Annotated in this window: 30 protein-coding genes, 1 tRNA gene and 1 pseudogene; 7 read left to right on the forward strand and 25 right to left on the reverse strand. The window is 34.6% G+C overall.

The window, feature by feature from the left end; translation table 11 throughout:
- Nucleotides 1-71 precede the first annotated feature (71 nt).
- The 11 genes and pseudogenes from Q2T41_RS18125 to Q2T41_RS18175 all read right to left on the reverse strand — a co-directional run bounded on the left by Q2T41_RS18125 (nt 72) and on the right by Q2T41_RS18175 (nt 9,415).
- Entirely contained in the window at nt 72-287 is a 216-nt protein-coding gene (locus tag Q2T41_RS18125; protein WP_304437232.1) for a hypothetical protein, read from the reverse strand.
- A 318-nt stretch (nt 288-605) separates the two neighbouring features.
- Nucleotides 606-2,141: a DUF4932 domain-containing protein gene (locus tag Q2T41_RS18130; RefSeq protein ID WP_304437233.1), complete on the reverse strand. Its 1,536-nt coding sequence runs from the start codon at nt 2,139-2,141 to the stop codon at nt 606-608.
- A gap of 46 nt (nt 2,142-2,187) precedes the next feature.
- Nucleotides 2,188-2,841 (reverse strand): hypothetical protein, encoded by a 654-nt coding sequence (locus tag Q2T41_RS18135; protein WP_304437234.1) that lies wholly within the window; start codon nt 2,839-2,841, stop codon nt 2,188-2,190.
- 216 nt (nt 2,842-3,057) lie between these two features.
- Complete coding sequence (locus Q2T41_RS18140) at nt 3,058-3,642, reverse strand: hypothetical protein (RefSeq protein ID WP_304437235.1); 585 nt, start codon at nt 3,640-3,642, stop codon at nt 3,058-3,060.
- Between the two features lie 258 nt (nt 3,643-3,900).
- On the reverse strand, nt 3,901-4,560 hold the full coding sequence (locus Q2T41_RS18145) for a tetratricopeptide repeat protein (protein ID WP_304437236.1): 660 nt from the start codon (nt 4,558-4,560) through the stop codon (nt 3,901-3,903).
- A gap of 142 nt (nt 4,561-4,702) precedes the next feature.
- Complete coding sequence (locus Q2T41_RS18150) at nt 4,703-5,221, reverse strand: hypothetical protein (protein WP_304437487.1); 519 nt, start codon at nt 5,219-5,221, stop codon at nt 4,703-4,705.
- Nucleotides 5,222-5,317: 96 nt separating this feature from the next.
- Nucleotides 5,318-5,488, reverse strand: a pseudogene (locus Q2T41_RS18155) (DUF6090 family protein); the annotation flags it as partial.
- Nucleotides 5,489-5,716: 228 nt separating this feature from the next.
- Nucleotides 5,717-6,709, reverse strand: a complete 993-nt coding sequence (locus Q2T41_RS18160; protein ID WP_304437237.1) for a hypothetical protein — start codon at nt 6,707-6,709, stop codon at nt 5,717-5,719.
- 225 nt (nt 6,710-6,934) lie between these two features.
- A complete protein-coding gene (locus tag Q2T41_RS18165; protein WP_304437238.1) occupies nt 6,935-7,528 on the reverse strand; it encodes a hypothetical protein in 594 nt (197 codons plus the stop codon).
- 217 nt (nt 7,529-7,745) lie between these two features.
- Nucleotides 7,746-8,681, reverse strand: a complete 936-nt coding sequence (locus tag Q2T41_RS18170; protein ID WP_304437239.1) for a hypothetical protein — start codon at nt 8,679-8,681, stop codon at nt 7,746-7,748.
- Nucleotides 8,682-8,890: 209 nt separating this feature from the next.
- Nucleotides 8,891-9,415, reverse strand: coding sequence for a hypothetical protein (locus Q2T41_RS18175; protein ID WP_304437240.1), 525 nt, complete (start codon nt 9,413-9,415; stop codon nt 8,891-8,893).
- Nucleotides 9,416-9,604: 189 nt separating this feature from the next.
- On the opposite strand from Q2T41_RS18175, the gene Q2T41_RS18180 reads away from it, so the two are divergent.
- The gene (locus Q2T41_RS18180; protein WP_304435462.1) at nt 9,605-10,147 is read left to right on the forward strand and encodes a hypothetical protein; all 543 of its coding nucleotides are present in this window, start codon (nt 9,605-9,607) and stop codon (nt 10,145-10,147) included.
- Between the two features lie 766 nt (nt 10,148-10,913).
- Here the strand turns inward: Q2T41_RS18180 and Q2T41_RS18185 are convergent.
- The 4 genes from Q2T41_RS18185 to xerA all read right to left on the reverse strand — a co-directional run bounded on the left by Q2T41_RS18185 (nt 10,914) and on the right by xerA (nt 15,459).
- A complete protein-coding gene (locus tag Q2T41_RS18185; RefSeq protein WP_304437241.1) occupies nt 10,914-11,591 on the reverse strand; it encodes a hypothetical protein in 678 nt (225 codons plus the stop codon).
- A gap of 762 nt (nt 11,592-12,353) precedes the next feature.
- Nucleotides 12,354-12,842 (reverse strand): hypothetical protein, encoded by a 489-nt coding sequence (locus Q2T41_RS18190; RefSeq protein WP_304437242.1) that lies wholly within the window; start codon nt 12,840-12,842, stop codon nt 12,354-12,356.
- 729 nt (nt 12,843-13,571) lie between these two features.
- Nucleotides 13,572-14,156: a hypothetical protein gene (locus Q2T41_RS18195; protein ID WP_304437235.1), complete on the reverse strand. Its 585-nt coding sequence runs from the start codon at nt 14,154-14,156 to the stop codon at nt 13,572-13,574.
- A gap of 175 nt (nt 14,157-14,331) precedes the next feature.
- Complete coding sequence (xerA, locus tag Q2T41_RS18200; protein ID WP_304437243.1) at nt 14,332-15,459, reverse strand: site-specific tyrosine recombinase/integron integrase; 1,128 nt, start codon at nt 15,457-15,459, stop codon at nt 14,332-14,334.
- A gap of 91 nt (nt 15,460-15,550) precedes the next feature.
- On the opposite strand from xerA, the gene Q2T41_RS18205 reads away from it, so the two are divergent.
- A complete protein-coding gene (locus Q2T41_RS18205) occupies nt 15,551-15,934 on the forward strand; it encodes a hypothetical protein (protein ID WP_304437244.1) in 384 nt (127 codons plus the stop codon).
- Between the two features lie 182 nt (nt 15,935-16,116).
- On the opposite strand, the gene Q2T41_RS18210 is transcribed toward Q2T41_RS18205, so the two are convergent.
- Together Q2T41_RS18210 and Q2T41_RS18215 are read right to left on the reverse strand one after the other, a co-directional pair.
- Nucleotides 16,117-16,287: a hypothetical protein gene (locus tag Q2T41_RS18210; protein ID WP_304437245.1), complete on the reverse strand. Its 171-nt coding sequence runs from the start codon at nt 16,285-16,287 to the stop codon at nt 16,117-16,119.
- 54 nt (nt 16,288-16,341) lie between these two features.
- A tRNA-Met gene (locus Q2T41_RS18215) sits at nt 16,342-16,415 on the reverse strand.
- A 138-nt stretch (nt 16,416-16,553) separates the two neighbouring features.
- On the opposite strand from Q2T41_RS18215, the gene Q2T41_RS18220 reads away from it, so the two are divergent.
- Together Q2T41_RS18220 and Q2T41_RS18225 are read left to right on the forward strand one after the other, a co-directional pair.
- Nucleotides 16,554-16,937 (forward strand): START-like domain-containing protein, encoded by a 384-nt coding sequence (locus tag Q2T41_RS18220; RefSeq protein WP_089260554.1) that lies wholly within the window; start codon nt 16,554-16,556, stop codon nt 16,935-16,937.
- Entirely contained in the window at nt 16,889-17,848 is a 960-nt protein-coding gene (locus tag Q2T41_RS18225) for an aminotransferase class IV (RefSeq protein ID WP_367186901.1), read from the forward strand. Before Q2T41_RS18220 ends, Q2T41_RS18225 begins: the two co-directional genes overlap by 49 nt.
- On the opposite strand, the gene Q2T41_RS18230 is transcribed toward Q2T41_RS18225, so the two are convergent.
- The 5 genes from Q2T41_RS18230 to Q2T41_RS18250 form a co-directional block, all read right to left on the reverse strand.
- The gene (locus tag Q2T41_RS18230) at nt 17,845-18,405 is read right to left on the reverse strand and encodes a YqgE/AlgH family protein (protein WP_089260552.1); all 561 of its coding nucleotides are present in this window, start codon (nt 18,403-18,405) and stop codon (nt 17,845-17,847) included. The genes Q2T41_RS18225 and Q2T41_RS18230 overlap by 4 nt on opposite strands.
- Before the next feature lie 110 nt (nt 18,406-18,515).
- Nucleotides 18,516-18,788 carry an HU family DNA-binding protein gene (locus Q2T41_RS18235; RefSeq protein ID WP_089260551.1) on the reverse strand — a complete coding sequence of 91 codons (273 nt, stop codon included), beginning with the start codon at nt 18,786-18,788 and terminating at the stop codon, nt 18,516-18,518.
- A gap of 177 nt (nt 18,789-18,965) precedes the next feature.
- On the reverse strand, nt 18,966-19,913 hold the full coding sequence (gene fmt, locus Q2T41_RS18240) for a methionyl-tRNA formyltransferase (protein ID WP_304437480.1): 948 nt from the start codon (nt 19,911-19,913) through the stop codon (nt 18,966-18,968).
- Nucleotide 19,914: 1 nt separating this feature from the next.
- Nucleotides 19,915-21,810 carry a RecQ family ATP-dependent DNA helicase gene (locus tag Q2T41_RS18245; protein ID WP_304437246.1) on the reverse strand — a complete coding sequence of 632 codons (1,896 nt, stop codon included), beginning with the start codon at nt 21,808-21,810 and terminating at the stop codon, nt 19,915-19,917.
- The gene (locus tag Q2T41_RS18250) at nt 21,807-22,373 is read right to left on the reverse strand and encodes an AAA family ATPase (RefSeq protein WP_304437247.1); all 567 of its coding nucleotides are present in this window, start codon (nt 22,371-22,373) and stop codon (nt 21,807-21,809) included. Before Q2T41_RS18250 ends, Q2T41_RS18245 begins: the two co-directional genes overlap by 4 nt.
- 87 nt (nt 22,374-22,460) lie before the next feature.
- On the opposite strand from Q2T41_RS18250, the gene Q2T41_RS18255 reads away from it, so the two are divergent.
- From Q2T41_RS18255 to murA, 3 genes are all read left to right on the forward strand, one after another.
- A complete protein-coding gene (locus Q2T41_RS18255) occupies nt 22,461-22,748 on the forward strand; it encodes a DUF493 family protein (RefSeq protein ID WP_304437481.1) in 288 nt (95 codons plus the stop codon).
- An 81-nt stretch (nt 22,749-22,829) separates the two neighbouring features.
- Nucleotides 22,830-23,489 (forward strand): DUF4290 domain-containing protein, encoded by a 660-nt coding sequence (locus Q2T41_RS18260; RefSeq protein ID WP_304437248.1) that lies wholly within the window; start codon nt 22,830-22,832, stop codon nt 23,487-23,489.
- A 16-nt stretch (nt 23,490-23,505) separates the two neighbouring features.
- Nucleotides 23,506-24,813, forward strand: coding sequence for a UDP-N-acetylglucosamine 1-carboxyvinyltransferase (gene murA, locus Q2T41_RS18265; protein WP_304437249.1), 1,308 nt, complete (start codon nt 23,506-23,508; stop codon nt 24,811-24,813).
- Here murA and Q2T41_RS18270 read toward each other — a convergent pair.
- Genes Q2T41_RS18270 through Q2T41_RS18280 form a run of 3 tightly spaced genes read right to left on the reverse strand, consistent with a single transcriptional unit; the run spans nt 24,800 to nt 26,658 of the window.
- Nucleotides 24,800-25,216, reverse strand: a complete 417-nt coding sequence (locus tag Q2T41_RS18270; protein ID WP_304437250.1) for a hypothetical protein — start codon at nt 25,214-25,216, stop codon at nt 24,800-24,802. The genes murA and Q2T41_RS18270 overlap by 14 nt on opposite strands.
- The gene (locus tag Q2T41_RS18275; protein ID WP_304437251.1) at nt 25,216-26,199 is read right to left on the reverse strand and encodes a pirin family protein; all 984 of its coding nucleotides are present in this window, start codon (nt 26,197-26,199) and stop codon (nt 25,216-25,218) included. Before Q2T41_RS18275 ends, Q2T41_RS18270 begins: the two co-directional genes overlap by 1 nt.
- A gap of 15 nt (nt 26,200-26,214) precedes the next feature.
- Nucleotides 26,215-26,658 carry a VOC family protein gene (locus Q2T41_RS18280; RefSeq protein ID WP_304437252.1) on the reverse strand — a complete coding sequence of 148 codons (444 nt, stop codon included), beginning with the start codon at nt 26,656-26,658 and terminating at the stop codon, nt 26,215-26,217.
- Nucleotides 26,659-26,675 lie beyond the last annotated feature (17 nt).

Below are 26,675 nucleotides of genomic sequence, written 5' to 3' on the forward strand. Positions count from 1 at the left end.
AAAGATATGATAAAGGAGAGAGATTCCTTTATCGAAATTCACTAGTATATGCATTTACAAATCTTAAAGTATCAGTCAGTTTTAGTGGTATTTTTATCAAGCTTATCTTGCAAAAATGTTCTTTTCTTTCTTTTTCTATTTTTATATAATGATAGAGAGATATATGAGAATGCTGCAAAAATCAGAGTAATAATTACACCTGCACCTCCTTCAGGAATTGTCATGAAATTACCCAATATGCTATTGAATAAAGTACCTAGAAAGATACTTATTAAAAGATTTTTCATTTTTTTAAATGTTTTACAACGGTTCGGCTAAGCGTAGTGCGGAAGTAAGGAAACTTTTCGTTTCCGTCTTAGCACGAAGCTAAACCTTATTGTTTTGATTTATTTTTTTGTTCCAAAGCTAAATCCATAAGATTTAGCGACATTATAAACATACACAGACCATTCGGTTTAGCCCTAAAGTCCGCATTACGTTTAGGTTTTGTTATCTTCTGTTGCGATACGTAACAGTAAGCAGCTTTCAATTCCGTTTCCATTTTTACGCGTCCTGAGTAAAGTCCATCAGCTTAGCACTTGCGTTTGAGTAGGAAATCCATAAGTTTATATAATCGACTTCATGGCGTTTAATATATCATCATAAGATTGAAATATCGTTCTAGGATTATCTTTCATAAGAGTTATAATTTTTTTGTTAAACACTTTAAATTTAGGATAACCTCTTCTTTCCATTAGCGTAATCCTCTTGTCGATAATTTCATTTGCCAGTTTCTCAGGGTAATGCTCTGTTATATAAACACAAAATACTGAGTGAGTCATATATTCATTGAATATGGCATATTCGCTACTATAATTTTTCTGCGCATCTTTGGTTGCCCAAAAATCTTTATTATGAAATATCGACTTTATTTGTTGAATATGTTGGTCGCTTGTTGGGTTCACATAATTATGGTCAATTTCGGTGAATACTATTCCAGACATTAGTCCTTCTTTTAGTTCCTCTGAATATTCAAGGTTGGAATCAATGCTTTCTGTAGAATTGATGAACATGACAGATTCCTGAAATTCAGGATCTTTGAAAAAACCCTTTTGGAATTTTTGAGTACTATGCGAGCCATCTATAAGTGGTGAAAAAATAATTTTGTAGGAATCCATTCTTTGTGGAAATTCTTTCTCAATCCAATCCCACATTTGATTGATGGGAAGTAGTTTTGATTCCCTTTCTTTTAGGCTGTTGTAAAAGTCAATATTTTGATTATAAAATTCCCTAAAGTTTGATTGTTGCGCGAAATCTTGAATTAGATAGAGCATATTCCTGAATTGACCACCCATAATTCCTGAATTGTCCCAATAAACATGTTTATACGGAGTATCGTAGGTTAAATTTTCTTCAACGAATTTAAAGGCTAAACTGTTTTCTCGAAAGCCATAATAGGTATTCCAAAAATCTGAATTAGAACATTTCTTGTTTAAGATTTGAATCAGTTTATGGTTTTTAAATGCCCCAAAATGATTTTCCAAATTTTTAATATATGTTGTATTTTCAGGATGATTATTCGTTTTTTTGGAACATTCACTCAAATAGAGAATTATGTTCGCGAGTTCATAGACCTCTGGTATTTCAAAACTTGCTTTTCCCTGGTTTTTTAAAACATAGTTATCGTCAAAATTGGAGGTGATGGATTGAAACCTTAAAATGCAAAGTGTTGTGTCCTTTGAAGAAACTAATGGAATCTTAATTAGTTGTTCAAATGGGTAATTTACATGAGGGATTTTAATAGTATCCAAATCGGTCCAAATCTCGAAATAAACTTCTTTGTAACCATATGTTCCCCAATTAATAGTATCTGCTTTTGATATGCCTAACCTCAATTCTTTGTCCCATTTTGGACTATTAATATATACAGAATCATTATTACTCCTTAAAGTATCTGGATACACCATCTCCGGTTCAAGATTTTGAGCCGTTAAGACAGTTGAGAAAATTATAACAACTGAAAAGAACTGAAATATCTCTTTCATATTCATTAAATTATTTTTGAGCAATTGAAGATAACGGTCTCGGCTATGAGTAGTTGCGTGGTTTAGCACATAACTTTGCAAGTACACACCAAACTGAAAATCCGCGAGGATTTTCAAAAGTAGGCGGGAACAAGCAATTACTTATAGCCATTGTTGCCACCAGTTATTTTATTCCGATAACTTTTTCAATCGGTTCGTTAATATAATCAAATTCAAGTTTTTTCATTTTGTGTATTGGGCTGTCAAATCCAACAATATTGTTTCCACTAAATGACCTTAAATCCAAAACTCGAAATTTCTTTTTGTATTTAGTCAGCGTTTGGTTTTTCAAGTCCAAAATTCCGATTTTTTGGAATGTTCCGCTAAATAATGACCTGTCCCAAATCGGTATTGCAACTTTTTGTCCGTTTCGAGTCCAGATTGCTGGTCCACCACAATTTTCGGGAATCAGAATTTCCTTATTGTCATTGAGTTTGATTTTACATTTTCCGCTCAATGGTGCACCCATTCCAACTTCATTAAGGTTCGAATATTCCAAAGTAGCTTTATTTTCATTTTCTTGTTCATTTGAGTTTTCATTCGGAAAATCCCAAGCATTAGGATATTTCAGAGAATCCATTGAGAATCCAACTATTCTTCCAATTGAGAGTTCGTCAAATTTTAATGCTTGAAGTATTGTTCGAGCTTTGTATTTGTCCGACTTTTTGGCTTTGTCAAATTCGTACATTAATCCACTCACATAAAGGCGTTCGTTTCCTGTCATTCCTTCAATTCCGACAACGCTATTTGCTTTTTTGTAGATTTCTTCTGTGGTCATTTCTCTAATTGGTGGCAACGGTTTAGCTATGAACAGTACGGGAGCAAACTAGCGTTTGCTTTCCGCCACGCACGTAGCGAAATCTTTTGGTTTTGTTTTTTCTTTTTTGATGTCAAAGCGAAATCCCAAAGATTTCGCGACTTCATAAAAATACGCAAACCTTAGCGTTTAAGACCTAAGCCCGTATTGTTTATAGGTTTTGTTGCCAGTAGTTTTTTAATAATCAGTTCCAATATATTGCAATTCGTTTTTAGTCTTTGATAATTGAAGATAAAAGTGAGTTGTACCATCTCCAATTGGTTTTTCAGTCCAATATTCTCTATTCAAGTGATTTTCGGTTTCGTAATTCAATTTTTCAAAAGTCTCATAGTTTGCTGATGGAAAATCCTTTTTGTAATCTTTAAACTCCAAAAATTCTTTTGATTCCCTAATTTGCTTTGCTATCCTTACTTTATCTGATTCCGAAATTTGGATTTTTAGAGTATGTGCGTAATCCATAAATCCACCACTTTCATTTTTCAATATTTTAAAGTCGTCTTTTAGCTCAATGTTATGTTCCGCTAATAATTTCCTTGCGTCATTTTTACTAAAAGTCCAGTCACTAATCCAAGGTGACATAAATAATAATATGAAACCAAAAGTCAGCAATAACGAAACATATTTTCCAGTTTTCGGTCTTTTAAATACTCTAAATATCCAGTAAGTCAGAAATACAATTTGAAAGGCCAAAATAAATGGCCAAATAAAAATCACAAGAAATTCTAGTTCCGCCAATATAGTCCAAGCAATTAATAAGCTCAAAATAGTTCCAGTTACAATTCCAGTTTTTTTATTTCTGTTCTTAAAAGGAAGCCAAAAACATAGGATTGATAATCCGAATAAAATTAGACTTGATATGATATTGAAGTGGTTCATTCAAATTACTGGCAACGGTTCGTGTATGATTAGTTGCGGACTTTTCCAACGGAAAATGTCCGCCTGACTTTAAAGATAATTGATTGCAGTGATTTCCCTTTGGGAAATCCGACCGCAATTAATTATACACCGTGTTGTAAAACGTTATTTATTATTCATTTCCTGAATCTTATTTTTTAGACCTTCAATCTGATTTACAATATTCGGGTCTATTTTAGAATTCAGAGGATTCTTGGTTTCAATCCTTTTAATTTCCTCTTGATAAAGTTCAATAGCACTTTTAAAATCTCCCTTCATTTCATAGACTAATGCTAAATCATAAATGTAATCTGTATTGTCCTTTATTGCTTTTTTGAATTCTGCTATAGCCTCATCATACCTTTCCATTTTGGCCAAAGCCCAGCCAGAATTTCCCAATGCCGTTGGATATTCGTAACCTGCCTTTTCCATTGCCTTTTTAAACTCTTGATGAGCGAGTTCAAAAGAATCCAGTTTGTAAAGACCTGTACCTTTATAGATATTTAGAAAGTCTTTTTTGGGATATTTTCGGATAATTTGATCAATGTAAATAATTGCTTGACTTGGATTTGTTTTTAGCAAACTATCTATTTTAGGTTCATGAAAATTAGTGTATTGTTCCTCAGCAACCCATTGCTCTTGGGGGATTTGATTTGCTTTTCTCCTTTTTTCTCTTTCATGCTGTTCGGACATGCTCGCAATTCCAAGTCCAAATATTCCAAGATAATTAAGTCCAATACCAATAAGAAATATGATTACGATATAATAGACGTATTTCTTTTTCATAATGTTTTACAACGGTCTCGGCTATGATTTCGTTGTGGAATCATCCGCTGGATGAGTCCGCTGGTAAGTCAGCCGTTGATTAATACCTAAATTTTGGTGTGGCACAAAACCACAATGAATTATAGCCATTGTTGTGCTTTCGTTATTTTTCAATTTCAGATTCTAAAACTTCAATAATATAGTCTATTCGCTTCATTAAAGTTTGGCCTTCGAGATTGTTAAAGGTGTTTAAATTCAAACTCCATGTTATTATTCCTTCGAGTTTTGGGTCGGACAGCAACTGTTCTTTGCTGATTTTACTGATTTTGGAATTTCCAGGAATTGGATTGCTAATTTCTTTAGTCTCCAATAAGCTTGATGAACTTGCTTTTTTCCAAAAATAATTTGCTAAATCGCGTTGAATACCTTTTTCGTTAATATAAGATGTAAAGGCCGTTTCGTAATACCTTAGATACATTTGCTCAATTTCCTTAAGTTGAATGACATCTGTACTCCAATTAATAAGCAACTGTTTTAACTCTTCGCTCCTTACAATTTCAATGCTACCAGATTTGACCAAATCATTCTGGATAGGATCAAATGTGGTGGGAACAACACTCCCCAAATACAATAGAATACTATCCAATCGGGCGTTTTCTGGTTCTGAATAAAAAGTCAGCAAACGATTACAATTTTGATTGATATCATTTCTGCTTTCAATCTTTTCGCGCAGTTGTTTTCGGTTAGATTTAAATTCTTTGACCAGCCTTTTGAGAATTGCGTGCTCTTTTAAATTTTCTTTTCGTTCCTCATTCCAGTTATTTATTTGCAGTGCAAGCAAAATTCCAATAACAACAAGTATAATTTCTCCAATGGCATATTTTAAGTATTTTCCAGTTTTTCCTTCTGAAAGCAAACTTTGTCTAATTTTTCTAAAGAATTTTATCATTGATTATTGGTTGGTCATAATGAAACACAACGGTTAGTATAAGAAAAGTAGGGCAGTTGGTAAGCGATGTTCTTTACATATAGCTACAAGCCAAATCTTTTGTATTTTGTTTTTATATTATTTCCCTAAAAGCCAAATCAAAAGATTTGGCGACTTCGCAAGTACGCCTAAGCCTTTTTTTAAGCACTTATTCGCCCTATTTTTTTTATACATTGTTACCCACCGTTTTTATTGCAGTATGTCAATAATCCATTCAATTAATCCTTTCGGTTCGGCGATTGACCAAGAGTGTGGCTGTCGCATTCCGTTAGCTCTAAATCCTTTACCTAAAGCAGTAATTAACTCGGCATTTTTGTTGCCCATAATCTGTAGTTGATTAATCATTGCTGATTGATTTAAAACACTAATGTCGTATAAATCCCTCTGTCTTTCTTTTAAATACCACTCAATATCTGGGTCGGCATAAATTCTAATTGGCGTTTCAATTAAAAATTTCGCATTTCCTCCGTTTTTTTCAGTCCTTGAATACATTGAATTTTTAATATATACACTTGGTACTTTTTCTGGCGAGCCTCCAAATTCTTTTTCAAGTTTTTCTAAATAAACCGTTGATTCATTTACGGCTGGTTCTGAAAAATTCAATTCTTTTGTTCTTAAAAATGAATTGTAAAGTCGAACCCAATCTAGCGGTGGGTCAATTCCATAAACTCCAACGGGCTGAATAGAAGTTAAATCAGGATTTTCTTTAGAGATTTCCACATATCTAATTGCATTCATAGCCCCTAAAGAAAATCCTCCTACTATTATTTTTTCTTTTGGGGCTTGATATTTGGATATAGCTTTTTCAAAAGTTGTATTTAAAAATGCCATTGTAGTTTTATCAAGATAGAGGTTGTAATTAATAGATGGAATTATTAGTAAAATGCCATTTTCATATGCAAGTTCAGCTAGTTTGGCATTATTATTCATTACATCTTCTGCACGTTCTGCTGTTGGCGGCAATAAAATAAGAGTTCCTTTAATTTTCTTTTTTGGTTTTAGAGCATAATAGAAAAGTTCGTTAGAATCTTCATCATTAACATACAGATAAGTATTGTCCACGATATCAATCGAAATTTTATCCAGATTTTTTAGAATAGTTTCGCTTAGATTAATTTCAGATGTTTGCCCGAAAACTGAAACGGATAATAATAATATCAGGATATTTGTTAGCGTTCTCATAATTATTTTTCAAATGGTGGGTAACGTTTGAGCTAAGCGTAGTGCGGATGCAAGGAAACTTTTCGTTTCCGTCTACGCACGAAGCTAAAGCTTATTGTTTTACTATTTCTTTTTTTGTCCAAAGCTAAATCCATAAGATTTAGCGACTTTATAAATATACACAGACCTTTGGTTTTAGCCCTAAAGTCCGCATTACGTTTAGGTTTTGTTGTAAGCTGGGTTTATTCAGTTACTCATTTTCATGTAAATGTATGTCGATATCGCAATTAAGCTTAATGAAATTATTAAAGAATAAATCAATATTTTCCAAATAGGTTTATTCCGATGTTCTAAATCCGCTGGATAAAATTTTCCAAATTTTAAAACCAACACAAATCCACCAATTAAAGCAACGATTTGTAAAATCAGTCGTACCATATTTACATCAGTCAGACTTATAAGAAATATTAACGACAATGCGTAAACAAGTCCAAATACTAAGACTGAATTTGATTTTCCTTTATTCCCTAATTTTCTAAAGTTATATGTCATCATAATTGCTCCGCAAATTGCAGTAAAAAATGCAGAAAAAATTACAATAGATTTTTGAGAATATAATTCAGGAAGACTTTGATGTCTTTCTAATTCCAGTTTTTCATTTCGTTGGTTCTCTTCATATTCCTTCAGAGCAGGAGCCGTTTCTTCAGAAAACCCTCTTTTATTCAGTTCGTTAATTGCAGAATTAAATGCTGTTTCTTGGTAACTTTCTTTATTATTTAATATGTCAAACAATTCTTTGTCAGATGAGTTTGACATTCTTTCGTTAAATTCACTCTCCATTTATAGATTCAATTTTTACCTTGCTTACAACGGTTCGTGTATGATTAGTTGCGGACTTTTTCAACGGAAAATGTCCGCCTGACTTTAAAGATAATTGATTGCAGTGATTTCCCTTTGGGAAATCCGACCGCAATTAATTATACACCGTGTTGTAAAACGTTTTTTCAATTTCCACGACCTAGAAACATGACTAGAGAACTAAATTCAGTAGGGAGTTTCACAAAGATTTTGAAATTATTTTACTGATTTTGCCCATATCGGAAGGCTTAACCCTATACTTGCTTTCTACGTTTAAATAAATCATTTCACCGTCCAGACTTTTGGCAATCGTGAGAATTTTAAATTTACTGAACTGATTTTCGTTCAAGTAAATGAAGTCCTCATTGTTCAGTATTTTATGATTGAGTTCTTCATAGGAAATCAATTTATAGGGATGCTCATATGCATTTAAAACTTTATCTAGTTGTTTTTGTATATTTTCACGGTTTTTATCTGGAATATCTGAACCAACTGCCCAGGGTATATGTAGTGTTTCTGTGGCCAAAGAAGCGAGTTTGTCCTCTTTGACAATTCCGTCATTCATTTTTAAGTTTTGGGAATTGGTTAATCGCCTGTTTAATTCTTGAAAATAGTTCTTTATTAAACCGAGTCTTAAACAATAAGTATCCTCTTGGTCTTCAGCGTATAACATATCCCTTGAAAGGTATATTTCGGCCATATCCATATGGTCGTAATCAAATTCACCTTTTTTTGTCGTGTGTACGTTTTTATATGCGAAGACGTAAAAAACAAATTTATTGAAGTAACCTACGGTTTCTATTCCCTTGGAAACGGTGTAATCCGTATTTATTATATAGATGTTAATTTGATCTGAGGAAATATATTTTTCTTTGTTGGATTTTAGTTCATCAAATGTGATAAAGGAAATCGGATTAAAGGTCCAAACAGATTCAATAATATCTTTAAGTTCATTTTTATTGCAAATATCCGGTAGAACAAAATTTGTTGACGTCGTTTTTAATTTTTCAAATGTTTTTTCACTGTGATTTCCAACCCATAAGTTGCCAGCTCCTCTTCCATTTCCAATATTTACTTGTCCGAAAGCAAATAAGGAAAAAAATAACAAATAGGTAAAGAAATAAATTTTATGCATTTCCGATTATTTTAAATGATTAGTGCTTAAAAAACGATTCTAATCAGTATAAATTGCGTAGAAATGTTTTATAACGTGTTTGTATAAGGAAAGTTGCGGGTTTGCGTGCGAGGATTTTCCGAAGGAAAATCAGACGTAGCAAACGTGCAACGACCTTTGTTTTAGTACAACACCAGCAATTTTTTATATACGGTGTTGTAAAACGTTTTTTAATTCAGTTTTGCTCTTAATTTGTCCCAAAAGGTAACTTTTTCATTTGATTCATTATCTTTTGTAAACTTTATTTTATTCCAATGTTTGTCTAAATCCTTAACCGTTTTTAATTTCAGACCTCTAATATTGATTTCAGCCATTCCAGTTTTTAAATCTTCCGACATATTTTTATATAGTGCAATATTGTCTTTTTTGACATTACTTATCTCTATATCTTTAATTTCAGAGCGAAATTCAGTCGAGAGTCTTTTCCATAATTCCGCGTCTTTATAGTCCGAATTATAACAGATTATTGGTTTTTCATTATCTTTTTGGTTAACGAACTGAATAATTTCCGCAAACATTTTGGTTTTCTGCTTTTCGTTTAAGCCTGTATTTGTCAAATCGTCAAACTGAATTCTAATTCCATTTATCCACGTAGAATTTAATTCATATTCTTTTCCATTCAGTTTGTATATAATTCCTTCTCCTCGAAATCCAAATTTAATATGAGAAAAGTCCTTTGTTTTATCTGCTGACATTGGTTTGGTCAAATGTTTTACAACGGTTTAGCTATGATTAGTTGCGTGTTCATAGCCCAAAATACAATAAATACACGCTTAATTAGAAAATCCGTTTAGGATTTTCGGACTGGCAAAGACTCAAGCAATTAATTATAGGTTTTGTTGGCAAATCGTTTTTATTTACAGTATTAATTAAATTTACAATATATGAGCAAATTCAAAATTGATAAGTCTAACTGGAAATCCATTCCCATTGAGTCGGTAAAATTTATTCTTAGTGAAGCAAAGGATTATTTGGACTATACTTTGGTCGAATCTAACAAAATTACAAGTCGGGCCTATTCCATCATATTACTTTTGTTTGCAGTACTATCGGCCGTTATTGGATACACTTTTAATAAAATGGTTTTAGGAGGTTTTGAAAAAATAATCTTATTAAATTTCTGCTTTGTCGCTGTTTTGGTTTTTATTTTAATCCAACTAGGTAGGTTAATTTTTCCTCGAAAAATTATGCAAAAAGGGAGAATCCCTAAAAAATTAGCTTTACCTCAATTTTTGAACAATCCAAAATTAAATGGCAATGAAAATTATCTTGCGTTCATAATACAGGACATTGAAGTCGTGCAAGAAAAAATAGATTACAACTTAATTAAAAACGAGAAACGACAAGGCAAACTAAAAAACAACATGATAGCTGTTGCAGTTTTATTTCCATTGTATTTAATTATAGCGTTTTTTACAACACTTTAAATATCTATATCAATTTCGGTCGTGTCTGGTGATGGGTTTTCAGTCGGAAGGTCTGGAAAATCAAAATCTTCATCATCTGGTCCGTGGAAATTATAATTCATGTTATTATCTTTTAAAATGTTTGCCAACGACTGGTGTATAAGTAGTGGCCCCTTTCCAGGCTAATATGTTTTTGGGCCATTACTTATAATACCTGTTGTAAGTGGTTTTATTTTAATTTTACTTTTCCCTAAAATTAGGAATAATAACCATTTATAGTTTGCCATAAGAGAATAATAAAGACTCTTTTTGTTGAGCCTCCCGTTTTACATTAATTTATATAGCTAATATGATTAGTGTAAAACGGAACTTAAATTCCTCTAAACGGGCAGAAAAACAATAAAATCCCGCTTAAAATTTGACTTTCTCAAAATTTTTACCGTCCTTTTACAAGTAGTTTTTAACGTGTCAACGTTTTGTGAGCGAGCTCCCAACGCTGAAAGCTAAACTACTTGGGAAATATCCGCCGAAAGAGTCGAATATTACCTTAATCCTTTTCTGCCCGTTTAGAGATTCCGACTTTTTATATCCACAATATAACTCAGGTAATCCTCAGCTAAAAGAACATTAGCGATGGCAAATTACTTACAACGTTGTTGTGTATGGTTAGTTGCGTGTTTCAGCAACTAATTTAGCAAACAAATACGAACCCGAGAAAATTCCGAAGGAATTTTCCAAATAATCAACGACCAAAGCAATTAATTATACACGGTGTTACCTGCTGGCTTTATTTATCAAAACCGAATTCAATAAATTTTGAGCCAATATCGTTAATTTTATAAATCAGTTTAGGTTGTACATCATCTCCATTTCCTCCAACTCTAATTTGAAATTGTTTTTGTCTTTTAACATCCGAAATTGATTGCTTTATAAGTCCTATTTGGTGTAAGTTTGATTTAATATCATCACTTATATATCCAAGATGATAATTATTTTCCAACAATTTTAAATCCTCTATGTAAGCATTGTCAATAATGTAAGTCAGTCTATTAAAATCTTTATACTCCAATTTTCCTATAATTGTTTTTTTAAACAGCTTTCCAATAATAGTCGCTTTCTCATCGTCGTTTAATCTATTCAGAGTTATGAGTAGTTTTTCTCCTGCTTTATTCGTTTCATTTTTTGATTCCAATTCATTAATGAAATTTTCACGGTCTGATAACGGAATCTCATTTAATTCAATCAGAAATTTGAGCAACTTTTTGGTGAAAAAAGACTCCGTTATTTTTTTGTATAGACTATAACCTTTAAATCCAATTCCAAATACAGGAATATCCTTTAATACGTCCGATTCAGTTATTAAATCAAGTCCAGATTCTAAAAGTTCAGGTGTTAGTTCAGTTAGAGCCTCTGACTTTACTGATTTAAAAATATCAATTTGATTTTTTTCTTTTTTGTCGCTCATTTTTCAGCTTGCAGGTAACGTCTAGGCTATGATTAGTGCGGTGCGGAAATCCGACGGATTTCGAGCTACGCGCCAAGCTAAAGCTTTTGGTTTTGATTTGTTTTTTGTTCTGTCCAAAGCTAAATCCAACAGATTTAGCGACATTATAAATATACACAGACCTTATGAATAAGACACAAGTCCGCATTAATTATAGGATTTGTTACCAACTGTTTTTTTACGTTTGAGTGTGCCATTTTATGTTACTATTATTTTATCGGCTCGAATATGAGGTCCGTCCGTAACAGTTGCGTTCGAGTAAAATCCATCTGCGTTCAGATTGCGTTTAAATAGTAATTCGACTTGTGAATAATGGACAGTCAATTTATCCAAAAAGGGGAAGTTCCAGTCAGACATATAATCACTATGTTAAGAATTGTGTAGGGTTTTAAAAGCTCTTTTCCAACAATTCCTATAAATAGAGTGAGGGCTAATAAAAAACCGCAGATAATAACTGTGGGGTAGAATGTATACATCCATAAAATACCAATTCCTATACCAGATTCTCCAGTGAAAAAGAAAATATTTATAAAGAGAATTATTAAACAAATAATAATAATTGTAAAATTAAATTTTCGCATTTCGAGCTTACTGCAATATTTTTTTAAATAGTTGGTAACGGTTGGTGTATGGTTAGTTGCGGGATGGTTCGCGAGAAACATTCCGCTGTGGCACTAAGTTAATTAATTCGAGTGAATTTCCGGCGAGGAAATTCCGCAGCAATTAATTATACACCGTGTTGTAAACAGTTATTTTTTCCGCAATATATTTTTCAATCAATTCTTTGTCTGCTTGGTTTTTTAAAATTAGCAACTCATTGTTTTTATAAGTCCGATAATTCATTAAAAATTTTGTTTTTCCACTACGATTTAATTCCGTGAATTCAAATCGGTTTGGGTCAAATTTGTCATCTATCAATTCCGTTTTTTGAGTTTGGTCAAATATTTTTTTTAGACGTGTTATTTTTCCGCTTTTCTCGTCAATTTTCACTTCCGAGTAGTAAATCCAAGATGCAAATCGATAAAGCGTGTATCCTATTAAAGTCAATGTCGCTATAAAAATTCCGACTAACCAGCCGAAAACAATAATCAAAAATATGAAAGATGCAGAAGTCCAGATTATTAACTCTTTCCATTTGAGAGGAATCCTATCGCTCAAAGTATGAACGTGTCCATTTTTAGAAATTCTAAAATAATTTTCGCTCTCGTTCATAATTGTTTACAACGTTTAAGCTAAGATTAGTTGCGTTGTGAAATCCGGCAGGATTTCCCATCGCGAACTAAGATAGCAAAATAGCTCTAGATTTTCCATCGGAAAATCCGGAGCAATTAATTTTAGGTATTGTTAGCGGTATTAAGCAACCCGACTCAACCTCAATAAAGACAAGCGAAAAGAACAATACCCGTAGATTTTGCCGCTTTTTCCATCCAGCGACAAACCTTGTTGAGATAAACATAGTTTAGAAGGCTTATTTAACTTAAACAAATAGTGACAAGCCAAAAGTCCGACTGCGTAACGATTGCGCACAGATTGCGTACTGGCGGCAAAAGGGAAGACCCTGAAAGCTGCTCTTTTTTTAACACAAACCAAAAGATTTGGGCAGACTTAAAATACAAAACTGAAGATTTTTTGCTTTTCTGATAAACGTTACTACTTGCGAACTGTTTGTTTTTTTAGCACGTAAAAGGAAAAAAGGAGTGGAGTAGAAGTTGCTCTAATTTTTTAAGAGCTTATTACGGCTAACGGTTTAGCTATGAACAGTACGGGAGCAAACTAGCGTTTGCTTTCCGCCACGCACGTAGCGAAATCTTTTGGTTTTGTTTTTTCTTTTTTGATGTCAAAGCGAAATCCCAAAGATTTCGCGACTTCATAAAAATACGCAAACCTTAGCGTTTAAGACCTAAGCCCGTATTGTTTATAGGTTTTGTTGCCAGTAGTTTTTTAATAATCAGTTCCAATATATTGCAATTCGTTTTTAGTCTTTGATAATTGAAGATAAAAGTGAGTTGTACCATCTCCAATTGGTTTTTCAGTCCAATATTCTCTATTCAAGTGATTTTCGGTTTCGTAATTCAATTTTTCAAAAGTCTCATAGTTTGCTGATGGAAAATCCTTTTTGTAATCTTTAAACTCCAAAAATTCTTTTGATTCCCTAATTTGCTTTGCTATCCTTACTTTATCTGATTCCGAAATTTGGATTTTTAGAGTATGTGCGTAATCCATAAATCCACCACTTTCATTTTTCAATATTTTAAAGTCGTCTTTTAGCTCAATGTTATGTTCCGCTAATAATTTCCTTGCGTCATTTTTACTAAAAGTCCAGTCACTAATCCAAGGTGACATAAATAATAATATGAAACCAAAAGTCAGCAATAACGAAACATATTTTCCAGTTTTCGGTCTTTTAAATACTCTAAATATCCAGTAAGTCAGAAATACAATTTGAAAGGCCAAAATAAATGGCCAAATAAAAATCACAAGAAATTCTAGTTCCGCCAATATAGTCCAAGCAATTAATAAGCTCAAAATAGTTCCAGTTACAATTCCAGTTTTTTTATTTCTGTTCTTAAAAGGAAGCCAAAAACATAGGATTGATAATCCGAATAAAATTAGACTTGATATGATATTGAAGTGGTTCATTCAAATTACTGGCAACGTAAGAATATAGATCATATGATCTATATATATTTCATATGCGGAACTAAGATAAGAGATCTTTTATACCATTAAAGGAGGTTTCCGCCACATGGGTGTAAATTTCCGTAGTTTTGGTAGAACTATGACCCAATAATAATTGTATATGCCGTATGTCAATGCCGTCTTCAATAAGGTGTGTGGCAAAACTGTGCCTGAGCATATGGGGAGTTACTTTTTTATAGATTCCCGCTCTTTTGGCGGCCATAGAAATAAGTTTAAGTACACTGGATGCCGTATAGGCCTTCTGTTTTGGTCCTTCAAAAAGAAAGACCTTGGGTCTGTATTGCTTGTAATAAGTACGAAGTTCCTTTAATAGGGTAGGGCTCAGTACGGTCATTCTATCCTTGTTTCCCTTTGCGTCCTTTACGAGGATAAGCATTCTCTTGCTATCGATATCTTCCAATTTAAGGTGTAGCAGCTCACTTCTACGTAGCCCCGCAGAATATAGAAGGGAGACGATACAACGATGCTTTAAATTATTGGTATGGTCTATTAAAAATAAAACTTCTTTTTTTGAAAGTACTTTAGGCAATTGTTTATGTTTAATGGGCCGTTCAATTTTATAGAATCGGTTGGGCATACCCATTACTACCTCAAAATAGAACTTAATGCTGTTGACCGCTTGGTTTAAATAGGAGGTTGAGCGTCCTTCTCTAGTAAGAACCTGCAGATAGTTCCTAATTTCGATTTCAGTTATGACTTCGGGCTTTATATGGGAATAATAGTTGATGAACGTTTCAAAATGGTGTACATAGGTTTTTACAGTGTTCTCGGCATATTTTCTAAGTTCCAGCTTATCCAGGTATTCTTCCGGACATCTCTTATGACCTTCTTTAAGGTTCCTGTTTCTATACCAGTCTATATTATTGGGTTTTTCCGGATTTAGGCCGCTATTATTTTCAAAAAAATAGTTTCCGTTAATCCAGACCTCTCCGCGAAACGTACTAAAAATAGTTCTAAGATTGGTTCTGTTGTTACGGATATGGTACATTCCATATTCCTCACTCCAGCAAATATTCGGTAGTTTCTCTACAAGAGCTTGGACCACTTTGTCAGATTTAAAAATGAGTCCAATATGTTTCACGTTATCGATCATTAAATGCTTTAGCGTAATACTTCTACCTTTAAACATGACATTTTTTTTACAAGTTCACTAAAGAAAATGATTTAATCGTATCTTAATCGAATAATGTTCGTATAAGTATTCACTTAAATTCATGGAAATGAGGTTACAACATGAATGTTTGTATTGTAAAAAACCACTTACCGGGAGGACGGATAAAAAATATTGCAATCTGCATTGCAAGAGTGCTTACCAATACCAAAAAGAAAAGGAACGACCTGAACGTTTCTATAATAAAGTGGACAATCAATTAAAACTGAACAGAAAGCTTCTAAAAAATTATAATAAAGGCGGTAAGGTCACTATCAGAAGCAATGTTTTATTGGAATTAGGCTTTGACCCAAATTTCTTTACCCACTATTGGAAAAACCAAAAGGGGGAGGTGTACCTATTTGTCTATGAATACGGATTTTTAAGAAAGACCGATAACGGAAAGGAAAAATATGTTTTGGTCATTTGGCAGGACTATATGAGGGATATTTAACCATACATTATAGATAGACTAGGTTTTCAGTCTTTGGTGCAGCACTATATTATCGGAATAAAGGTCGTAACCATGTTTTAGAAGCCTCAATAAGACTTTTCTGTAGGTCACCAGTACGTAAAGTCTTTCTTCTTTTGATTTATAGGTATTGGCATTCCCATAAAGTGTGTCTGCCGCTTTAGCTATCCATTTTTAGGGTCACAGAATGAGAAATAAACGTACCAACGTTTTGTCAAATCGCTATTGGTTGAGTATATTTTTGGGACGGAAAAATTACTTTTTACGGACAAATCGTTTGCACTTTTGTATTCATTCTCGTATTCAAAGGTAATCAACTCCTTAAAACTGGGCATAAAACAACGGTTTAGCGAAAACTAAACCGTTGTTTTTAAATACGTAATAATTAGTAGCGAGAGGGGGGCACGATCCCCCGACCTCCGGGTTATGAATCCGACGCTCTAACCAACTGAGCTACCTCGCCATATTATTTTTAAACGGCTGCAAATATAGTGGTAATTTATTTGTTCTTCAACTAAACCCACTTAAAAAATTTATAGCGGTCATTTATTTTTTTATCATTGAGAAATATATATATTGCTCTGAATAAAGTAGTAGATAAATGAGCGATAAAATAAAATTCGAAATAGAGTTTGTAATTCAGTCTTCACCCCAAATGTTATATCAATATTTGGCTACCCCATCTGGATTGTCAGAATGGTTTGCGGACAATGTAAATTCAAGAGGAGAGACATTTACCTTTATCTGGGATGGCGCAGAAGAAGAAGCTAAATTGTTGAAAAGGAAAACAGATGAGTTCGTGCGCTTTGCATGGGACGAAGCCGAGGACAATAGCTATTTTGAAATGAAAATTATTGTAGATGAAATTACGAAGGATGTTTCACTGTTCATAACGGATTTTGCGGATGAAGATGAAGTAGACGAATCTAAAATGCTATGGACCAACCAAGTTTCGGATTTAAAGCAAGTATTGGGTTCTTCCTAATAATATTCCTAATTACAGTATCTTTGAGCCTTAAAATTTTTAAGGCTTTTTTTATGGTCAATTTTAATGGTGAACTGGTAGAGGGCAATGGTCCTATACTTAATGCGGACAATAGGGGCTTACAGTTTGGAGATGCTCTTTTTGAAAGAGTAAGGGTCGTTAACGGTGATGTATTTTTCTTAGAGGAGCATTATTTGCGCTTAATGTCGTCCATGAGGATATTGAGGATGGTCATACCCATGAACTTTACCATGGAATTTATGGAAGCGGAAATTTTAAAATTGATAACAAAAATAAATGCGGATAAAGGGTATGAAATTAAATTTACAGTTTTCAGAAATAGTACAAAAAAGGATGCTGCAAACGTAAACTCCATTTCTTACGTCATTACAGCCAAAGAATTGGAGCATACCTTTTTTACAATGAACACCGGTGATTATGAGGTTGACCTGTATAAGGATTTTTATAAAAATTCAACAATGCTTTCCAATCTGGAAACCACCAATAAAATTTTATACACCGTTGCCGAAATTTATGCAAACGAAAACGATTACGATGATTGTTTATTGTTGAACGAACGTAAGCAGGTAGTGGAAACATTACACGGTAATATTTTTTTGGTAAAAGATAACTGTATTAAAACTCCGCCATTGACAGATGGTTGTTTAAATAGGATTTTAAGGAAAAAATTAATGGATATTATTGCCAAACTTGAGGATTACCAACTGTTAGAAGAGAGTATTTCACCATTTGAACTTCAAAAAGCGGACGAATTATTTTTAACCAATAGTATTGATGGTATCGTGTCCATTTCCAAATACAGAAAGAAAAATTTCAATGATGCCGCAGCTAAGGCATTGATAGGAAAACTAAATGCAGCGGCACGTTTATCCTTGGGTAAAACGGTCTAATTAAGACTCGGATTTTCTGGAGCATTTGACCACAGCAGATAATTACCGCCCAATTGTATCATATTTTCCTTCCAAAAAGCGTTGGCCGCTTTTTGGATAATTCTACTTTCGTGCTCATTCTCGATTACGATCCAAGATTTAGAGGTCAATTCCTCATCTAACTGCAGTGAAGACCAACCGGAGTATCCAAGAAAGAAACGGATATCATCTTCTGAAATTATCTCTTTATTGATAAGTTCTATGGTCGTTTCAAAATCACCACCCCAATAAATACCATCTGAAATTTCCACACTATTATCGATTAAATGTGGGACCTTGTGTATAAAATATAAATTATCCTGTTCTACAGGACCACCGTTATATACTTGAAAGGGTAACTCAATTTCAGTAACCAAGTCATTTATTTGATACTCCAAAGGCTTGTTTAATATAAAGCCAACAGAACCTTCAGTATTATGTTCCGCCAGCAGCACAACGGACCTATTAAAAGATACGTCACCCGTTAACGTTGGTTCTGCGATCAACAATTTACCCTTAGTTGGTTTTAAAGAGACCATGTATATTAACTTATTATAAACCTAATGTAAGATAAATCCTCCTAATTTCAAAAATCAATAAATAAAAAAGCGCCACTATGGGCGCTTTTCGTAATATATGTATGCAAATCTTAGTTTACAGCTTTACCTAAATCAGCTCCAGCTTTAAACTTAACTACATTTTTAGCAGCAATTTGGATAGTTTTTCCTGTTGATGGGTTTCTACCTTCTCTTGCATTTCTTTTAGATACGGACCAAGAACCGAAACCTACTAAAGAAACTCTATCTCCTTTTTTTAGAGAACTCTCAACATTTCCTAAGAAAGATTCTAATGACTTTTTTGCCGCAGCTTTTGTGATGCCAGCGTCAGCTGCCATTGCATCGATCAATTCTGTTTTGTTCATAATGTGATTAATTAATTGTGATTAATATAATTTTTATACCTGATAACAAATTTATATGGATTTATGACCAACACAAGTAAAATGGGCGGAAATCCCTTATTTTGTTGATAACTCAAGAGGTTTGTTAATAAAGTAGGTCTTTTTTTACATTTCGCCTAGCCCAATAACTACGGGGGTTTAACCCATTTTGGCATTTTCTTGGAGTTGAAGACCGTTTAAAACATCCTTAACATGCATTCTTTTTTTGCCTTGTAATTGCATTTCTTCCAAAAGTATATACCCATGTTGTACAGCAACCTTTAATTCTTTTTTGGAAAAGACTAAGGTTCCGTTTGCCAATTCATGTTCAGCTTTTTCTATGTTAGCCTTATAGATTTTGGTAATAGTTTGCTGGTCTGCGTTGTACAGGGTTGTCCAAGAAGCAGGGTAGGGGCTTAACCCTCTAATGAAATTATAAATATCCACCTGCGGCCTGTTCCAATCTATCTCGCACGTTTCCCTATGAATTTTATGTGCAAGTTTAAGGTCGTCATGGTTTTCTTGCTTTGAGGTATTGAAATTACCCTCTTGAATTCTCTGCAAAGTTTTTATAACGGTCGTTGCACCTAAATGCATAAGCCGGTCATGAAGATCCGCAACATTGTCAGTAAAATTAATGGTTGCTTCATCTTGTAAAATAATTTCGCCAGTATCTATTTTTTCATCGATAAAAAAAGTAGTGACTCCGGTTTTTGTTTCTCCGTTTATTATGGCCCAGTTTATTGGAGCGGCACCACGATATTGTGGTAATAATGAAGCGTGTAGGTTAAAAGTTCCATATTTGGGCATATTCCAAACCACCTTGGGTAGCATTCTAAAGGCGACCACAATTTGTATGTTGGCGTTCAGGTCCTTTAAAGCGGCCAAAAAATCCTCATTTTTTAAATTGGTGGGCTGTAAGATTTTTAAACCATGTTTTACCGCAAATTGTTTTACCGCAGACTCATTGAGTTTTCTACCTCTACCGGCGGGCCGATCCGGAGCGGTTATTACCCCGGCAATCGTATATTTTTTTTGTACGAGCTGTTCCAGAATTCCCACGGCAAAATCCGGGGTTCCCATAAATACAATTCTCAATGCTTCCATATTATCTGCGTTCATATTCGTTTGTTGCGTTTAACGATAGTTGTTTTTCTTCCAATAGTTCTTGTAGGGCAGTGATAAGGTTTTCCTGTTCCGCGCCCAATTTTTCCTGTAATGTTCTAGAAGAGGCGCTTTGTTCCTGTAATATTCCTAGAATAGCTTCTTTTAATTTCTGTATATCGGTATGCCCTATCTTATTTCTTTCACAAACATCGCAAATACCGCAGGCAATACGTTGCTTTTCACCAAAATAATCCAATAACTGAATGCTTCTACAGGTATCTACATTATCTATATAATCAAGAATAGTTGTTATTTTTTCAGTTTTAATTTGATTTTGTTCAACGATAGTCTTGGAAAATCTGTTGATAGTACGGTCATCGTCCCGTGGTACCAAAAATGTAATTTCCAGATCAGTAGGAGAACTATGGTAAATGATCATGTCATCTTTGGCTAATTTTTCAAGATTCAACTGAACCACAGATTCTGGTCTTTTGCTTTTCTTTGCCAATAAATAGGTATTTATTTGGTTGTCAAACTCAAAAAGTCCTCCATAGGTGCGTAAAACTATTTTGACAAATTCCTCTAATTGCGGATTCTGATGAAAATAACGATAAATGGCTGATTTGTCCGTTTTGAATTTGACAGTGGTTTTCTTTGAAAAATTCTCTGATAACGATATAACGGAATTCCTGTCCAGTAACTGAAGGGTGTTGTACGTTAAATAGGTATTCAGCTTATAGGTGCTGCAAAATTCGTTAAAATTAAATGGAAATTTTTCTTCTACATATTCGCCAAACCCTATTTGAAAATAATTGTTGAGTTTTTTGTAGACCAATTTTACATATGATGTATCTGGCAAAACATCCAAAAATTGTTTTTTAACCAGATTTTTGTCCGTTGTATTGGTCAATAATATAGCTTTGGCCCTATCTCCGTTTCTACCGGCCCTTCCTGCTTCTTGAAAATAGTTTTCAATACTATCCGGTATTTGATAATGTATGACCAATGCCACATCTGGCTTGTCAATGCCCATGCCAAATGCATTTGTGGCAACCATAACCTGTGCTTTATTAGTTAACCACGTACCTAACCTTTCCGTTTTTAGTTTTTGGTCCATACCACCATGATAAAAAGTAGCTTTGATGGCGTTTTGCTGTAAAAAGGAAGATAGCTCCTCTGCCTTTTTTCTGCTTCTAACGTAGACAATGGCACTAGTTTTTAACTGTTTGCAATATCTTTTTAAGTAACCGTTTTTGTCCTCGGTGGCTATAATTCCAAATCCAATATTTTTTCTAAAGAACGAATCTTTTACTACTAAGGGAGATTTAAGCTCAAGAGAATTGACCATATCTTCCGTTACTCTTTTTGTAGCCGTTGCAGTAAGGGTCAAAATTGGGGCTTGTGGATGAAATTCCCTTAGAATGGCGCAATTTAGGTATGCCGGCCTAAAATCATGTCCCCATTCAGAAATGCAATGTGCTTCATCTATCACGATTATAGATACGTTCATGGACTTTATACGCTCCTGCACAAGCTCTTGTTGCAACCTTTCTGGTGAGAGGTATAAAAATTTGTAATTGCCGTAGATACAATTATCCAATAATTTATCTACATCCTCAAGTTTAATTCCGCCCTTTAGGCCTAAGGCCTTAATGCCCAATTTTTGCAAATTGTCCACTTGGTTTTCAATCAGGGCAATCAAGGGAGATACGACTATACATATACCGTCTTTCATTAAAGCGGGTACTTGAAAACAAATAGATTTCCCGCCACCTGTGGGCAGTAGGCCTAAAACATCCTTACCGTTCAGGACGGCGTTGATAATACTTTTTTGCGAGCCCTTAAAGTTTTCAAAGCCCCAATATTTATTTAAGATGTCTTCTGGTGTAGTGTTCACCCTGTCTTCTCTATATGGTCTATAACAAATTGTAAACGTTCTTCAATTGTGCCAAAAGGAACCTCAATAGGTTGGTAACCCAATGCCGTATATGTTTGGTCCAAATGGGCGTGAATGCCACAGGCCTGTTCAAAATTTTCCATACGTTCATTATCCTGAACATAAATATCCTCCCATGGTGGTAAGATCAGTACTTCGTCGTATCTGTGCAGGGAACATAAATCGGAATAGTAAGGTTCTATAGGTTGTTTAAAATAATTCATATAGGCTATTACATCCGGTAATCCACGGTCGTAGAATAGATGTGGCCGTTGTATGATCTCACCTTCCTTAAAATGTTTTAAACGGGCATGTATAAGTTGATCGTTGAAACTTTTGGCATCATCCACAAAGTCAATAGGGTTTACCAGTTGATCAACAACTTCCTTGCCGTCAAGGGCATCTAACGTCATGGTCCTTATCACTTCATGAAAACAATGAAAACCATGTTCTTCCAAAGATGAGATCAGTACAGTTTTACCTGTTCCGGGCCCGCCTGTAACAACTATTCTTTTGTTTTTCAATTTCTTACAATTAGCTGACAAAAGTACATAAACCCAGAGTATAAAAAAACTGGTGGTTTACCCTTATCTTTGCTTAAAATTGAAGGTATGGATGAAAATAATCCTGAAGAATTTTATAAAAAATTAAGGGTTCAGTTAAAGGAAACATCAAAATGGCCCACTAATTATCTATATAAATTTATAGTAAAGAGCGATACGGATAAAGTAGGGCAAATTCACCGTATATTTGATAATATGGGCGCGGTAATCAATTCAAAAAAATCCAAAACAGGAAAATATACCAGTGTTTCCATTACCGTGAATTTGGATAGCCCGGACAGTGTTATCAAAAAATACAAGGAAGTAGGTAAAATAGAAGGGGTAATCTCGCTCTAAAATAGTATTTCAGCTATAATTTTATTAATTTGGCATCGTTATAAGAATACTTCTCAAACATTTTAAGCTAAAATTTTCAATTTGCAATTAGTAGAAAACCTAGAATATAATACGGAACGTTCACATTTAATTATACCTGAATATGGCCGTCATTTTCAAAAAATGGTAGATTATGCCGTATCTATAGAGGATCCGGTAGAACGTAATAAGATAGCCCAATCCATAATCAGTGTAATGGGTAACCTGCAGCCACATTTACGTGATGTGCCAGATTTTCAACATAAGCTATGGGACCAGCTGTTCATTATGTCAGATTTTAAATTGGATGTGGAATCACCGTTTCCTATTACGTCCAAGGAAATCCTTAGACAACGACCAGAACCTTTGGAATATCCACAGAATTTTCCAAAATACCGTTTTTACGGCAACAATATTAAACGAATGGTGGATGTAGCCGTGGAATGGGAAAAGGGGGACAAAAGATCGGGCTTGGAATATGCCATTGCAAACCATATGAAGAAATGTTACCTTAATTGGAACAAGGACGTGGTAGACGATAAAACTATTTTTAAACATTTGTACGAGTTGAGCGATGGTCAAATAGATTTGGCTTCTGAGGAAGTAAATCTTACCGACAGTGGCCAGTTCCTTAAAAATAGAGTTGCCAAAACGCCGAGGTCAAATAATTCTGGCAAGAAAAATCAAAGAAACAATAATAACCGCGGCAAGAAACGCTATTAAATTTCCACTTATTTAGATGGGAACATTCAAAATTGAAGGAGGGCACCAGTTATCCGGTGAAATAACACCTCAGGGCGCAAAAAACGAAGCACTTCAAATCCTTTGCGCAGTACTGTTAACAGACGAAAAAGTAACCATTAGCAATATTCCGGATATTGTTGATGTCAATAAGCTCATTTCCTTATTGGAGGATTTAGGCGTTAAGATTCAAAAGAAGGGAAAAGGTTCATACACGTTTAAGGCAGACGATGTAAATATGGATTATTTACAGTCCGATCAGTTTAAACAAGATGGTAGGGGACTACGTGGATCCATCATGTTGGTAGGACCATTATTGTCCCGTTTTGGTAAAGGGTATATACCCAAACCAGGAGGAGATAAAATTGGTAGAAGACGCTTGGACACCCATTTTGAAGGTTTTATAAAATTAGGCGCCAAGTTTCGATACAACCGTGAGGAATATTTTTACGGGGTAGAGGCCGAAAAATTAATCGGTACCTATATGCTTTTGGATGAAGCATCCGTAACCGGTACTGCAAATATTGTAATGGCAGCTGTTCTGGCAGAAGGCCAGACAACCATATACAATGCCGCCTGCGAACCTTATTTACAGCAGTTGTGTAAAATGCTCAATAGAATGGGCGCCAAAATATCGGGTGTAGGCTCTAATCTTTTGGTAATTGATGGGGTAGATAAATTAGGTGGTACGGAACATAGAATGTTACCGGATATGATCGAAATAGGTAGCTGGATCGGTCTGGCGGCAATGACCAAAAGTGAATTGACCATTAAGGATGTTAGTTGGAACGATTTGGGTCAAATACCTACCGTTTTTAGAAAATTGGGCATAACCGTTGAAAAGAAAGGTGATGATATTTATATTCCCATCCATAAAGATGGGTATGAAATCCAAAATTATATAGACGGTTCCATTTTGACCATTGCCGATGCTCCTTGGCCAGGATTAACTCCTGATATTTTAAGTATTATGTTGGTCGTAGCGACACAGGCTAGAGGAGAGGTGTTGATACATCAAAAAATGTTTGAAAGCCGTTTATTCTTCGTGGATAAATTGTTGGATATGGGAGCTAAGGTTATCTTATGTGATCCGCACAGGGCTACCGTAATAGGACATGATTTCAAATCTACCTTAAAGGCCACTACAATGACTTCCCCTGATATTAGGGCCGGTGTTTCATTATTAATTGCCGCATTATCGGCAAAAGGAACTTCCACTATTCACAATATTGAACAAATTGATCGTGGATATGAGCATATAGATGAACGTTTACGGGCAATAGGAGCCAAGATTACACGGGTTTAACCTTAATATAAATCGTAAGTATAAATAACAAACTCCATAAGATGGTCCGTAGCCAATTATGGAGTTTTAGTTTTATAAGGGTTTTGTCAATTTCAGTTTTGTTGGCTATCTGGTTGTGTAATGGTACAAATTTTAGGAATGTGGACAACCAAACGCTTAGCACAAGTACACTACTAATAAGTGTATACAAGTCTAATTCTTTGTAGACTTGAAGGGTAGTGGTTATTAATTGACCTGTCATCAACGGAACTACGATAATGGCTATACTTTTGGTGTATTTATTATGCCATTGATACAGATTTTTATGTGGGTAGTATGTAAAACTCGGATAAATTATAAGTTGTACCATCCAAATCAATACAAACAATCCTGTATCGCAAATAAGACGTATAAGGTCCAACATTATTTTTCAATTATGTTGCCATCAGGGTATTGGGCAAAACGTCCTCGTTCAACATCATGTACATGATCGGGATAGCGCCAAGGCCAACCTCCAAACTGAGTCAATCTAAATTCATCCATGGCTTGTTCCAATTCCTTTTGGGTATTCATAACAAACGGACCGTATTTTTCAACGGGCTCATTGATCGGTCTGCCTTGTAAAACCAATAGGTAAGCATCTTTTTCTATGGCCTTTATTGTCATTGGTTTGGATGCATCTGCTTCTATTCCATGATTGGGCATAACGGTTTCATCCATAATCCGTAACGTATTACCTTCATAGAAATATATGGTGCGCAACGTACCATGTTTCGCCATGGGCAATTTAACCGATTGATTGGCAAGGATATGGATGTTCCATATAGCGACATCATTATCCAAATCCGCGGCCCAAGAATCGGGCGCAGGTGGTAAGGCCTTATAATCGTCATAATTTCCTGCAATGACCTTAATTGTACCCCCTTGAAGTTTGGCTATAGGTATTTCCTCATGCCAAAGCATTTTAAAATGGGGTGGCACCAATTTATTTTTTTGAGGTAGATTCAACCAAATTTGAAAGAGTTCCAAGGTGTTTTCCCTATCCGTATGCAGTAAAGGAAACATTTCTGAATGTTGTACACCTCTGCCGGCAGTCATCCATTGTACGTCCCCTTCACCAAAACGGCCTGCAGCTCCTAAAGAATCGGAGTGGTCACAAAAACCTTTATTCGCTATGGTGATGGTTTCAAATCCACGATGGGGATGTGCTGGAAACCCGGGAATTGAAGTGCCATGGTACATTCGCCAGCCATCCTTGCCTATGAAGTCATTACCCAAAGGCCTGCCCTCCAATGAATCCGCAGGGCCCAATGCTCCATTTCCTTTGGGGTAATGGTCTAAATGATACACACAGAACAAAAATGGATCTTGTGTCTGCCAAGGAAATCTTAATTGAAAAATCTTCATGGTTTAGAAATTTACTTAATGTACCGCAGTGTTGATCTCTATCCAATATTCATCTGGGTCTTGAATATATATTTGACGAACTTTATCCTTTCTAGTGGTTACGGCGTTTTTCTTTCCGGGCCAATCCCAATAGGTTATCCCATTTTTTTCCAAGTGTGCTATTACGCCCTCTAAATCTTGGGTTGATAGGCATAAGTGCATGGATTTATTTTTTTCGAACGGTACAAATTCGCGCTCGATTAAATGAACATGTGAGTTTCCGTTTACAACGAACCAGCGAATATTTGAAGGATTGTCCGGATGTTCCGTTTCCTTTAATCCTAATATGTTACCATAAAATTCTGCACTGGCATTTACATCCGAAACTACAATGGATTGGTGATCGAATTGAAATTGAAATTTTTGGGCAACACAAAAAGTGGTACAAAATAAAAGTAATGCGACAATACAATTTTTCATGATGATATAGATATGTT

The organism is Maribacter confluentis (assembly GCF_030505015.1).
GTDB classification, from domain to species: Bacteria; Bacteroidota; Bacteroidia; order Flavobacteriales; family Flavobacteriaceae; genus Maribacter; species Maribacter sedimenticola.